This is a genomic window from Halorubrum sp. Atlit-8R (genome assembly GCF_003666025.1).
Lineage (GTDB): Archaea > Halobacteriota > Halobacteria > Halobacteriales > Haloferacaceae > Halorubrum > Halorubrum salinarum.
The window spans coordinates 538869-550603 of the sequence record NZ_QPLV01000001.1 but is presented as its reverse complement, the minus strand read 5'-3'; the positions used below and the strand labels follow the sequence as shown (position 1 = coordinate 550603).

The following is an 11735-nucleotide window of genomic DNA, read 5'->3' as shown; positions in this document are numbered from 1 at the left end:
TCCGCGTGCGTGCGGGCCGGTACCGGCCGTTCGCGGTCGAAGCGCCGGAAATGTCACCGAGAGCCGCCGAACGGGTTCGTCGCGGAGCGAAAAGGAGCGACGCGTCGGGAGCAGCCCGGCCGGACGCGACGCGGTCCCGCTACCGCTCGCGGAACCCGTCGAGTCCGAGGTCGTGGAGGTCGGCGGAGACGTCCGCGACGCCCGCCTTCTGCTCGTCGTGGAGCTCGACCAGTCGCTCCTCGACCTCGTCGTGTTCGCGCGCGAGCACCTGCGCGGCCGACAGCGCGGCGTTGTACGACTTCCCGGCGTCGACGGCGACGATCGGCGCGCCGGTCGGCATCCCGATGACGGAGTCGACCGACTTCTCCTGAACCGGCACGCCGATGACGGGCACCGGGTAGGCGATCGACGCGGTCATGTTCGGCAGGTCGGCGGACTTCCCCCCGGCCCCGGCGATGATCACGTCCAGCCCGCGGGCGGTCGCCGTCTCCCCGTACGCGTACATCAGCTCCGGCGTGCGGTGTGCGGAGACGACGTAGCTCTCGTAGGTGAACCGGGCGTCCGGCGCCTCGTCGAAGTCGGTCTGCTCCGCGAACTCGAGGTCGTCGAGCGCCTCGTAGGCGTTCTCCATGACGGGGAGGTCCGAGTCCGAGCCCATGACGATCCCCACGTCCGGGGTGGTCGCCGGGTCCGCGTCGGCCGCTGCCTCCGCTTCGAGCCGGTCGATCAGGTCGTCCACCGTGGTCATACACGGCGGTTCGACGGAGGCCGGTAAGGAAGTGCCGGATGCGGCGAGCCGGAGGGAACTTCTCCTCGAAGCGCGGTCAGAGGAACCCCCGCAGCAGATCCCCGTCGTGGAGGTTCGCCGGGACTTCGTCGAACCACCGCGCGGCGCGGATCTCGTCCGGATCGACTCCGAGGTCGGCCGCGTCGGGAATCCGCCCCTCGGCGCGCGCCGCGAAGACGACGTAGTCGGCCTCGAACGCGACCGCGTCGCGCTCGGCGTCCACGTACGACTGCTCGAAGACGACGACCGGGTCGCCGATCGCCGCGTCGAGTCCGGTCTTCTCGCGCACCTCCCGCGCCGCCGCGGCCGCCGGCGACTCCCCCGGTTCGACCGCCCCGCCCGGGAGGACCCAGCCGTCCGACCACGAGGTCCTCACGAGCGCGAGCCGACCGTCGGGGTCGCAGACGCGGGCCGCAGCCGTCAGGGCGGTTCCCTCCTCCGCCCACTCGCGGAGCGCCTCGATCCGGTCCGGTCCGGCCGGAGCCGGATCGACTGGCGTTCGCGTGCCGCGTCGGGTGCGAGACCGTCCGGCATCGAGTCGTCACTTGGTCGGCGCACCGGTATCAGTCGTTCGTCTGCCCAACCCTTATCAACGAAATCGGACGAAAGATACGGTAATGGCGAGCTCGACGGAAGACGGAGCGGACCGCGACGGGGAGATCCGCCTCTGGCGAGACGAGGGCTGGTGGATCGCCCGAGACGTCGGGACGGGCGTCACGACGCAGGGAGAGTCCCGGTCCGACGCGCTGGAGAACCTCGACGAGGCCGTCGCGCTCCACCGAGGGGAGATCGGTCGCGAGCCGACCGACGAGGAGCTTCGGGAACTCGGGATCGACCCCGAGGAGAACGCGACCGGAGACGCGGAACCGCCCGACGTCCTCGAATAGCGTGGCGAGGCGCACGTTCTCTGGGCGGGAGGTTGTGAAGGTTCTCGTCAACCGCGGCGGGTTCGAGTGGCGACGAACGACCGGCGACCACGCGCAACTGTACTACGAGCATCCGACGAACGAGAGGGACAGACGGCACGTCACGGTTCCGCTACACGACGAGCTTCGGGAGGGTACCCTCAGCGGTATCGCGGACGACGCCGGCGCGCGTGACTTCGACGCCTTCTGCGCGTGGATCGATCGAAACTCCTGAAGACCGGACGGTCGGCGGCTACGCGTCTCGGAACGTCAGCCCGTCGCGGAGCTCTCGCGCCCGAGAGAGCAGCGCGTCGCGGTCGACTTCATCGGTCGCGCCCCGATCCGTCACCGTCAGGTGACCCATCTTCCGGAGCGGGTACACGTCGTCTTTGCCGTACCAGTGGAGGTCGACGTCGGGCGCGTCGAGGACCGTCTCAACGTTCCGGAGCGTGGCCGCCTCCCGTTTGTCCACATCGCCGAGCACGTTCGCCGTGACCGCGGGCGCGACGAGGTCGGTCGGGCCGAGCGGCCAGCCGAGGACGGCGCGGACGTGGTTCTCGAACTGCGAGGTTCGCGCGCCCTCGATCGTCCAGTGCCCGGAGTTGTGCGGGCGCGGCGCGATCTCGTTGACCAGCACCTCGCCCTCCCGCGTCTCGAACAGCTCGATCCCGTAGACGCCGCGGCCGTCGAGCACGTCGAGCACGTCGCGGGCGACGGACTCCGCCTCGGCGACGACCGCGTCGTCGGCGCGGGCGGGACTGACGCTCTCGCGGAGGATCTCCTCGCGGTGGACCGTCTCCGTGACCGGGTAGGTCCGCGTCTCGCCGTCCGCGCCCTTCAGGCCCATCACGGCGACCTCGCGCTCGAAGTCGAGGAACTCCTCGGCCATCGCGGCGCCGCCGATCTGATCGAGCGCGTCGGCGGCCTCGTCCGGAGTCTCCACCGGGACGTTGCCGCGGCCGTCATAGCCGCCCTCGCGGGCCTTCAGCATGACGCCGCCGAACTCCTCGACGACGCGTTCGAGCCCCTCGGCGGTCGCGACCGCGACGAACTCCGGGACGGGGATCCCGGCGTCCGCGAGCGCCTCCTTCTGGACCAGCTTGTCCTGGATCGTCTCCAAGGTGTCCGGGTCCGGGTGGACCGGAACCCCGTGCTCCTCGCTGGCGGCCGCGAGGCGGTCGGGGTCCGCGAGCTCGATCTCGAAGGTCAGGGCATCGGCGCGGGCCGCGAGCTCGTCGAGCGCGTCCGCGTCGTCGAAGTCGCCGACGATCTGCTCGGTCGCGACCGGCGCCGCCGGGCAGTCCGGCGTCGGGTCCAACACGACGAGGTCGACGCCGAGCGGCGCCGCGGCTTCGCCCAGCATCCGGCCCAGCTGTCCGCCGCCGACGACGCCGAGCGTCGGCCCCGGAAGGGTGATCGACATGTGCGAGTCGGTACCCAACAGAGATGAATAAGTATTGCCAAAATGCGAAACAGATAGGCACGAACGCGGATCAGTCAGGCGAGAGCCGCGCTCGTCGACGGCGCGGGCCTCGTCGGGGTTGGGTGGGCCCTGAACGCGCCGGGGCTCGCCTCCCTTTCCCCGGTCGGGTTCGGGGTCGCCGTCGCGGTGAGCGCCGGGGTCTCCGCCGCCGTGTACGCGGCGGTCGTCTCGCGCCGGTATCCCGTCCGGCTTGGCGACCTCCTGAGCGCCGCGGACGGGACCGAACGGTGAGTGTGAAGAGGCCGGCCGGTCGGCCGGGACGGAGCGTCAGACCGAAATCCGTTCGAGGTCGCTCTCGAGATCGTCGACGAACTCGTTGTACGCCGCGACGAAGCCGCGGAACCCGTCCGCGTACTCCCGGACGTCGGCCGCGGAGGGCGCGCCGTACTGCGAGAGGAGGTAGAGGCCGCCCGACCCGCCGATCCGGAGGTACGAGACGCTCCCCTCGTCGTACTTCAGCTCCCAGCGGTCGCCCTCCACGCGCGCCGTGAAGGTCCCGTAGTCGTCGCCCTCGTACCGGTGGATCTCCCCCGCGATGACCGCGCAGGTCTCGCGGATCGCGTCGAGGACGCGGTCGCGCTCCGCCACCACGCCCTCGGTGGTCGCCGGCTCCGGGAACTCGGCGCTCACGCCGTCGAGGACGCCGGACAGCGAGTCGACGTGGTCGTTCCACGCCGCCACGAACGCCGCGTAGTCGTCGAGCGCGACCGCGAGGTCGGCGGGGTCCGGCGGCTGCTTCGTCGAGATGACGTACGTGTCCGAGCCCGACTTCGGCGAGAACAGCAGGAACTCCAGCTCGCCCGCCTCGTGTTTCACCGTCCACTCGCCGCCGGGCGTCGACAGCGTCTCCCGGCCGTAGTCGCCGCCCTGGAGCCGCGCGAGCTGGTAGGCGATCGCCCCCGCGTGGTCGCGCACGGCGGCGACGAGCTCGTCGCGCCGCTCCGCGACGGCCGCGGGGTCGCGAACGTCGAGGTCGATCCCGAGGTCTGCCTGCGTCGTCACGGGATCACTGGGCGCGCCACCCGGTTAACCGGTTCGGGTCGCTCGCCGGGCGTCGGTCGCCGGCCCGCGGCGGCGCGGTCACTGGATCGTCTCGCGGATCTCGCGGATCCGGTCCGGCTCGTCGATGCCCGATCGGATCACGACGGCGAACACCTCGTCGCCCTCCGGGACCGGCGCGTCGCCGCTCAGGATCGCGTCCGAGCCGGCCTCCTCGGCGAGCCAGCGCCGCCCGTCGGCGATCGCCTCGCGGTTGAGCCACGCCGGCGGGCCGCCGACGACGAGCAGGGTCCGGTCGGCGCGCCCGTCGGGGACCTCGACCGTGTTCTTGCCGCGGGTCGCCTTCCGGATCACCGTCTCGATGGCCGACACCGCGGCGCTGGTGTCGACCTCGGCCGGCTCCGAGGAGCCGAACAGCCCGAGCCCGAACTTCGAGCCCGAGTCGGGCGCCTCGACTGCCTGCGTCGCGTGACCGATCGCCGCGACCTCGCCGTCGCCGCCCGCCGCGCGGGCGACGTCGCTCGCGTCCAGCACCTGCTGGGGCGTCTCCGTCCCCTCGGGCGTCTCGCCCGCGCCGAACAGCGCCGCGATCCGCTCGACGGCGACCCCGTTGAGCCGGTCGCGCGCCCCGCCGAGCGTCTCGCTCGGGCGGAGCCACGCCGCGTTGTCGAACGGAAAGACCGCCGCGCACTCCTCGGAGAGCGCGTCGAGCGTCCGCGCCGCGTTCCGCTCGGCGAGCGGGCGGTGCGGCGTCGGCGCCGCCGACCCGTCGCCGGCGCCCGCGCCCGACCCCGCGCCGCTCGCTCCTCCGGCGGACGCGCTCCGCGGCCCGTCGTCGTCCGGTTCCTCCGTCTCGTCGCGGGTGGGAAGGAAGCCGAAGGCGTAGACGGGGGCGTCGTACAGGCGCGAGAGCTCCGCGGCGAGCGCGGGGGCCGCGCCCGCGCCGGCCGCGCCGCCGAGGCCGACGACGAGCAGGAACGCCTCCGCGAGCGACGGCCGCTGGTCGTCCATGGCGCGGCCGAGCTCGCTCGCGTGCGCGTCCCCGAGGCGGCGTCCGGCGTGGAGGTCGCCGCCGAGCCCGTCCCCGCCCGCGGCGTCGCCGAACCGGTACCGGCGCTCCTCGCCGAGCGCGTCCAGCGCCCCGAGCGCGTCCATGTCGGTGTCGAAGGCGTTGACGCCCCCGAGGAACGGGTCGTCGCCGTGCGCCGCGGCGAGCCGGTCGGCGACCCGCCCGCCGGCCCCGCCGAGTCCGATGACGTGGAGTCGCATACGTGGCCCGGTCGTCGACCGGGGATATATGACTTCGGCTCGGCGCGGGCCGTCCCCGGACCGCCGCGCGCTGGCGGGGGATCAGAACTCGTCGAGCCGGCGCTGGCCCGCGGGGACTTCGGGCCCCGAGTCCGGCTCGACGCCGAGCAGGCGCAACAGCGCGGTGTCCGCGAACGTCAGCGCCAGCACGAGGATGATCGGCGCGAGGAACAGCCCGTGGAAGCCGAACACGACCGGGCCGAAGATGTACGCGAGCATCAGCAGCCCGACGTGGGTGGTCTTGCCGCTGAAGTACGGCCGCAGGACGATGTCGGGGATGGTGTCGACGACCACGGCCGCGACCGCGAGGAACCCCGCGACGTACACGAGCAGCGAGAGGTCGCCGTCGAGCGCGAGCGGGACCGACATCGCCGCCGCGATCGGGACGTAGACGATCTTCATCCCGATCACGGGGATCAGGCTGGCGACGCCGGTGAGCGCGCCGGCGAGCGTGGGGTACGGGATCTCGACGGCGGCCGGGGCGACCGCGTTGTACCCGAGGTAGGTGACGACGGCGATGATGCCGATCGCGATGACGTTGAGCAGGTTCCCGTACAGCACCGCCTCCAGTTCGTCGTCGGCGGTCTCGAGGTACTCGCGGACGACCGCGTCGTCGTCGAACGAGAGGAGCCAGCTGTGGAACCGGGAGCCGTCGATGAGCAGGTAGTAGGTCACGACGATGGTGATGAGGAGGTTCAGGGCGAGCCCCGAGAGGGTGCTCGCCAGCAGCGACGCCTGCTCGGAAACGAGGTCGATGAGGGGGTCGAACTGCCCGGACCGGTACGCCGCGAGCAGCTCGTCGGCCGTCGGGTTCGACAGCTCCGCGAGGTCGCCGATCACCGAGTTCTCCGCGCCGATGGTGTCGGCCACCGGGTACGTCTCGATGAACCGGCGCGCCTCCAAGATCAGCAGCACCAGGGTGTAGCTCACCAGGCCGATGAGCGGCACGCCGATTACCGACAGCGACACCACCGCGCGCACCCGGGCCGGCAGCCGGAAGCGTTCGAGCCGGTGGTAGAACCGCCGCGTCGAGTAGTAGAGGAAGACGGCGACCGTGAGCGGGGCGACGAACCGGTAGGCCACGTAGCCGGCGACGAGCGCGACCGCGAGGCCGAAGAGGGCGACGACGAACCGCTTTTCGTCCATGGGCCACGGTCGCCATCGTCTGACATAAACCATGGTGGTCGCCGCGGCTCGCCCGCGCCCGGGGCTCGCGGCCGCGCGGATCCCAAAGCCCCTAACGGCGGGCGGTGAAGGAGGGCCCATGAACGAGATTCACCCGGACCAGCGCGTCGCGGTGTTGGCGGACTCGCAGAACCTGTACCACTCGGCGCAGAGCGTCTACTCGCGGAACATCGACTACTCCGGCCTCCTCGAGGAGGCCGTCGCGGACCGGTCGCTCGTGCGCGCCATCGCGTACGTCATCCGCGCCGACTCGCCCGAGGAGGAGAGCTTCTTCGAGGCGCTCCGCGACATCGGCTTCGAGACGAAGATCAAGGAGATCAAGACGTTCGCCGACGGCTCGAAGAAGGCCGACTGGGACCTCGGGATGAGCCTCGACGCCGTCTCGCTGGCGAGCCACGTCGACACGGTCGTCCTCTGCACCGGCGACGGCGACTTCGCCCGGCTCTGCTCGCACCTCCGCCACGAGGGCGTCCGCGTGGAGGCGATGGGGTTCGGCAACTCGGCCGCCGACGAGCTGATCGAGGCCGCCGACGACTTCGTCGACCTCGCGGAGGAGGAGGAGACGTTCCTGCTGTAGTCGGCGCACGCCCCGTCCGGAGTTGCGAGCGGGCGTCCGAGCGCGGCCGCGCTCACCCGAGCAGCGCGGCGACCGTCTCCTCGACCGCCGCCGCCGCCGCCTCGACCTCGCGCACCCGGACGTACTCCCGCTCGGCGTGCGCGACCGCGCCCGACTCGTCGGCGAGGTCGCCGGGCCCGAACACGACCGTCGGCGCCGGCGCGAAGTAGGAGGCCTCCGTCGCCGCGCCGAACGGCCGGACGCCGCCGCCACGGTCGTCCGAAAGCCCGACCGCGTCGCCCGCGTCCCCCGCCGCCTCGGCGACGGCCCGGACGAGGTCGTGGTCCGGGTCCGTCGCGAACGCCTCCAGGAACGGCGACTCGCGGTCGGTGAGCGCGACCGCGGCGTCGACCCCGCGGTCGCCGGCCGGGCCACCCGCGAGCGACTCCCGCACCGCGTCCGCGAGCGACGACCGGAACTCCTCGGCCGTCTCGGGCGGGACGCTCCGCCTGTCGACCGTTATCTCGCAGTCCGCCGGCACCTGGTTCGTCGCCGCGCCGCCCTCGACGACCGTGGGAGTGAGCTTCGGCGGCCCCAACTGCGGGTGGGCGGTCGCGTCCGCGTCGAACCGCCGGATCGCGGCGAGCGCGTCCTCGGCGGCCGCGACCGCGTTCGCGCCCGCGAACTCGGCGGCGTGCGCGGCGACCCCGGACAGCTCGACGGTCGCCTGGAACCGCCCCTTCGCGGCGGTACAGGCGTCGAGCCCCGTGGGCTCGCCGACGAGGTACAGGTCCCCGTCGAGCCGGTCGTCGGTCCCCGGCAGCCGGCCGGTCAGCGCCGCGGCGCCGAGCGACAGCGCCTCCTCGTCGGGGGTGAGCGCGAGCGTGAGCCGCCCGCGGTCGGGGTCGGCGGCGAGGAAGCCCGCGAGCAGCGCCGCGAGCGGCCCCTTCGCGTCGCAGGCGCCCCGGCCGCGGATCACCTCGTCCGGGTCGTCCCCGGCTCCCGCCGAGGCCCCTCGTTCGCCGTCGCGCGCCGGCCCGCGCTCGAACGCGACGTGCGGCGTCACCGTGTCGAGGTGCGTGTTCAACACGAGGTGCGGCCCCGCCTCGGGCGCCGGCGAGCGCTTCTCCGCGAGGACGCAGCCGTCCGCGACGACCGCGGGGTCGGCGCCCCGTCGGTCGAGGAGGTCGAGGACGGACTCGCGCATCTCGTCGGGCGACTCGTGGGAGGGGATCCGGACCGCGTCTTCGAGGAACGCGACCGGGTCGAAGTCGGGTCCCGCGTCCGAGCCCGGGCCGGCGTCGCCGCCGCCGCTCATCTGGGGTCGGCGGGGAGCGCCCCCGAGAACTCGTGGGCGACGGGGCCGGCGAGCGTGGCGTGGCCGCGGTCCGGCACCGTTATCTCCAGTTCGCCGCCCGGCGGGCGGCTCACGGCCGACTCGCCCTCGATCAGGCCCAGGCGGCGGGCGGCCGCGACGACCGCGACCGCGCCGGTGCCGCAGGAGCGCGTCTCGCCCTCGACGCCGCGCTCGAAGGTGCGCTGGTCGAGGACCGCGGGCCCGTCGCCGGCGCCGTCGTCGACGACGGCGGCGAGGTTGACGTTCGCGCCCTCGGGGAAGACGTCGGCGTGCCGGACCGGCGGCGCGACCGCGTCGAGGTCGACCGCGTCGATCCCGTCGGGGTCGTCGCGGCCGCCGTCGACGAACGCGACCGCGTGCGGGACGCCGGTGTTGACGGCGGTGACGGTCAGCCCCTCGACCGGCTCGTCGACCAGCGGCTCGTCCGCGAGCGCGCCCTCGCGGGCGACCGGGACGCGGCGGGGGTCGAACGTCGGCGCGCCCATCTCGATGGTGGCGGCGCTCCCGTCCGCGGTCACCGTGGCGCGGCGGGTGCCCGCCTGCGTGTCGATCATGAACTCGCGGTCGCCCGTCCGGTCGCGGGCCCAGCGCGCGACGACGCGGGCGCCGTTGCCGCACATCGTCGCGGTGGAGCCGTCCGGCTGGACCAGCGTCATCACGACGCGCGTCGGGTCGAACCGCTCCTCGATCGACAGGAAGAGGACGCCGTCCGCGCCGCGCCGGCCCGACGGCGCGCCGCGGTCGTCGGCGTCGGCGAAGTCGCCGCCGTCGACGCCCGTCTCGCGGTCGCAGTACGCCCGGGCGAACGCCGCGCGGTCGCCGACGTTCTCGGCGGCCGCGTCGACGACGAGGAAGTCGTTGCCCGTGCCGTGGTACTTCTCGACCGGGACAGCGTGGGTGCTCATCGGCCGCCCTCCGTCCGGTCGGCGCGGCCGCGCGCCGCCTCTCGCTCGACCGTCGTCAGGTCGTCGAGCGCCTCCCGGCGCCGGACGACCGTCGCGGTCCCGTCGTCGAGCGCGACCTCCGCCGGCCGCGGTCGTGAGTTGTATTGGCTCGCCATCTCGTACCCGTACGCGCCAGCGATCCCGACCGCGAGGAGGTCCCCCCGGCGCGGGTCGGCGAGCGCGCGGTTCGTACCCAGCGTATCGCCGGTCTCACAGATAGGTCCGGCGACCGTGACAGGGGTTGCCTCCCGCTCGGCGACGGGGGGCGCGTCGCCCCCGTCGCGGCCCCGCCCGCCGCCCAGGTTGCGGATCGGGTGGTAGGCGTCGTACATCGCCGGCCGGAGCAGGTCGGTCATTCCCGCGTCGACGCCGACGACCGTCTCGTCGGGCGTCGGCTTCACTGTGTTCACCCGCGTCAGGAGGACGCCCGCGTCCGCGACGACGTAGCGTCCGGGCTCGACGGCGAGGTCGGTGCCGTCGGGCAGCGGCGCGACCGCCTCGCGGGTCGCCTCGGCGACCGCCGGCAGGTCGAGCGGCGGGGCGTCCTCCTCGTAGGGGACGCCGAACCCGCCGCCCACGTCGACGTAGTCGAGGGCGACGGGGGCCGCGTCGCCGTCCGGGTCGGCCAGGTCGCGCGCCAGGTCGCCCATCCGCGCGACCAGCTCGCGGTGGCTGTCCAGCTGCTCCGGGTCGATTCCCGAGCCGGCGTGCGCGTGGACCCCGACCACGTCGAAGCGCTCGGCCGCGTCACGCGCCGCGTCCGCGGCGCGGTCGTAGGGGATCCCGAACTTCGCGGCGCCGCCGGTGGTGACCTTCTCGTGGTGACCCGCGCCCACGCCGGGGTTCACGCGGACACAGACGCGGCCGTCGTAGCCGCGCTCCGCGAGGCGGTCGAGGGTGTCGACCGCGCCGACGGTGACGGTGAGGTCCGGCTCCGCCGCGGCGACGCCGGCGACGTAGTCGAGGTCGCGGGCGGGCGGGTTGACCGCGGTGTAGTGGAGCCGCGAGCCGTCGAAGCCGGCCGCGAGCGCGCGGTCGACCTCGCCCGCCGAGGCGCATTCGGCGTCGAGGCCCGCGTCGCGGACCGCCTCCAGGACGGCGCGGCCCGTGTGCGCCTTGACGGCGTACCGCACGTCGGCGTCGGGGAACGCCGCGAGCAGCCGCTCGCAGTTCTCGCGGACGCGGTCGAGGTCCTGTACGTACAGCGGCGTCTCGTGCTCGGCCGCGAGGTCGCGGAGGCGGTCGGCGTCCCAGTCGCTCACGCGGCGGACCTGAGGGTTCTCGTCGGGGGCGGTCGGCGCCGCGCTCGCGTCCGCGTCGCTCATTCCCGGAGCGCGTCCTCCCGCCGCGTCGCCTCCAGCGTCTCCTCCTCGACGTGCGTCGCGACGACCGCGGGCTTGTACGCGCCGCCCTCGAAGAGGTCGTGGTCGCCGACGGACGACTCCACCATCCGGGTGAACGCGCGGCGCTCGGCCGGGAGGTGGCCGTAGACGACCTCCTCCTCGACGAGGTCGTAGACGGGGATCCGGGGCGTGAGGAGCGTGTTCTCCCCGACGATCGAGTTCTCGCCGACGCGGAACCCGCTGGTGACGCGGCAGCCCGCGCCCAGCGAGACGCCGTCCTCGATGATCACCGGCGCGTCCTCGACCGGTTCGAGGACGCCGCCGATCAGGGTGTTGGCACCGAGCTTGACGTTCTCGCCCAGCTGCGCGCAGGAGCCGACCGTGTCACAGGAGTCGACGAGGGTGCCGTCGCCGACGTACGCGCCCATGTTGACGAACGAGGGGCTCATCATGATACAGTCGCTGCCGAGGTACGCGCCCCGGCGGATCGCCGTCCCGTCCGGCGTGTTCCGCGTGCCGCGCTCGGCGAGGTCGTCGGTGTCGCGCAGCGGGAGCACGTCGTGGTAGGTGACGCCGCCGTATTCGCGCGGCTCCGTCTCCCGCAGACCGAAGTTGAGTAAGATTCCTCGCTTGACCCACTCGTTGGCCTCCCATGAGGTCACGTCGTCGCCGGTCTTCTCGGCGGCGCGGACCTCGCCGGCCTCCAGCGCGGCGAGGAACTCGTCGATCACGGCCGCGTCGTCGTCGGTCGCGTCCGCGGCGGTCAGTCCGTCCTGATAACGGTTCCACAGGTCGGCAACGTCGGATTCGAGGCTCATTGGGTGGTGTAAGGATGAGTGTCGGTATTTGTGTGTCGGTACGGGGATAC

12 protein-coding genes and 1 pseudogene are annotated in these 11735 nt (G+C 73.4%); 3 read left to right on the top strand and 10 right to left on the bottom strand.

From position 1 onward, the window contains the following. Positions 1-139: 139 nt before the first annotated feature. On the bottom strand, positions 140-748 hold the full coding sequence (gene purE, locus DVK05_RS02630) for a 5-(carboxyamino)imidazole ribonucleotide mutase (protein WP_121561870.1): 609 nt from the start codon (positions 746-748) through the stop codon (positions 140-142). Between the two features lie 76 nt (positions 749-824). Further along, positions 825-1321, bottom strand: a pseudogene (locus tag DVK05_RS02625) (NUDIX hydrolase). 83 nt (positions 1322-1404) lie between these two features. Between DVK05_RS02625 and DVK05_RS02620 the strand changes: the two are divergent. Both DVK05_RS02620 and DVK05_RS02615 read left to right on the top strand, forming a co-directional pair. Beyond that, on the top strand, positions 1405-1674 hold the full coding sequence (locus DVK05_RS02620) for a type II toxin-antitoxin system HicB family antitoxin (protein ID WP_121561868.1): 270 nt from the start codon (positions 1405-1407) through the stop codon (positions 1672-1674). Between the two features lies 1 nt (position 1675). Next, positions 1676-1927 carry a type II toxin-antitoxin system HicA family toxin gene (locus DVK05_RS02615; RefSeq protein ID WP_121561867.1) on the top strand — a complete coding sequence of 84 codons (252 nt, stop codon included), beginning with the start codon at positions 1676-1678 and terminating at the stop codon, positions 1925-1927. 18 nt (positions 1928-1945) lie between these two features. Here the strand turns inward: DVK05_RS02615 and DVK05_RS02610 are convergent, their stop codons facing one another. The 4 genes from DVK05_RS02610 to DVK05_RS02590 form a co-directional block, all read right to left on the bottom strand. Continuing rightward, complete coding sequence (locus DVK05_RS02610) at positions 1946-3115, bottom strand: 5-(carboxyamino)imidazole ribonucleotide synthase (RefSeq protein WP_121561866.1); 1170 nt, start codon at positions 3113-3115, stop codon at positions 1946-1948. Positions 3116-3442: 327 nt separating this feature from the next. Then, a complete protein-coding gene (locus DVK05_RS02600; RefSeq protein ID WP_121561865.1) occupies positions 3443-4177 on the bottom strand; it encodes a hypothetical protein in 735 nt (244 codons plus the stop codon). A gap of 78 nt (positions 4178-4255) precedes the next feature. Continuing rightward, on the bottom strand, positions 4256-5443 hold the full coding sequence (locus tag DVK05_RS02595) for a cell division protein FtsZ (RefSeq protein ID WP_121561864.1): 1188 nt from the start codon (positions 5441-5443) through the stop codon (positions 4256-4258). 81 nt (positions 5444-5524) lie between these two features. Next, positions 5525-6628 carry an AI-2E family transporter gene (locus DVK05_RS02590; protein ID WP_121561863.1) on the bottom strand — a complete coding sequence of 368 codons (1104 nt, stop codon included), beginning with the start codon at positions 6626-6628 and terminating at the stop codon, positions 5525-5527. Positions 6629-6746: 118 nt separating this feature from the next. Between DVK05_RS02590 and DVK05_RS02585 the strand changes: the two genes are divergently transcribed. Then, entirely contained in the window at positions 6747-7244 is a 498-nt protein-coding gene (locus DVK05_RS02585; RefSeq protein ID WP_121561862.1) for an NYN domain-containing protein, read from the top strand. A 52-nt stretch (positions 7245-7296) separates the two neighbouring features. Here the strand turns inward: DVK05_RS02585 and DVK05_RS02580 are convergent, their stop codons facing one another. From DVK05_RS02580 to DVK05_RS02565, 4 genes are read right to left on the bottom strand one after another with little or no spacing between them, the layout of a single operon-like run. After that, positions 7297-8541, bottom strand: coding sequence for a M20/M25/M40 family metallo-hydrolase (locus DVK05_RS02580; RefSeq protein WP_121561861.1), 1245 nt, complete (start codon positions 8539-8541; stop codon positions 7297-7299). Continuing rightward, a complete protein-coding gene (gene dapF, locus DVK05_RS02575) occupies positions 8538-9485 on the bottom strand; it encodes a diaminopimelate epimerase (protein WP_121561860.1) in 948 nt (315 codons plus the stop codon). The genes DVK05_RS02580 and dapF overlap by 4 nt, the downstream gene beginning before the upstream one ends. Further along, positions 9482-10849 carry a diaminopimelate decarboxylase gene (gene lysA, locus DVK05_RS02570; protein ID WP_121561859.1) on the bottom strand — a complete coding sequence of 456 codons (1368 nt, stop codon included), beginning with the start codon at positions 10847-10849 and terminating at the stop codon, positions 9482-9484. Before lysA ends, dapF begins: the two co-directional genes overlap by 4 nt. Next, positions 10846-11685: a 2,3,4,5-tetrahydropyridine-2,6-dicarboxylate N-succinyltransferase gene (locus DVK05_RS02565; protein WP_121561858.1), complete on the bottom strand. Its 840-nt coding sequence runs from the start codon at positions 11683-11685 to the stop codon at positions 10846-10848. Before DVK05_RS02565 ends, lysA begins: the two co-directional genes overlap by 4 nt. Positions 11686-11735 lie beyond the last annotated feature (50 nt).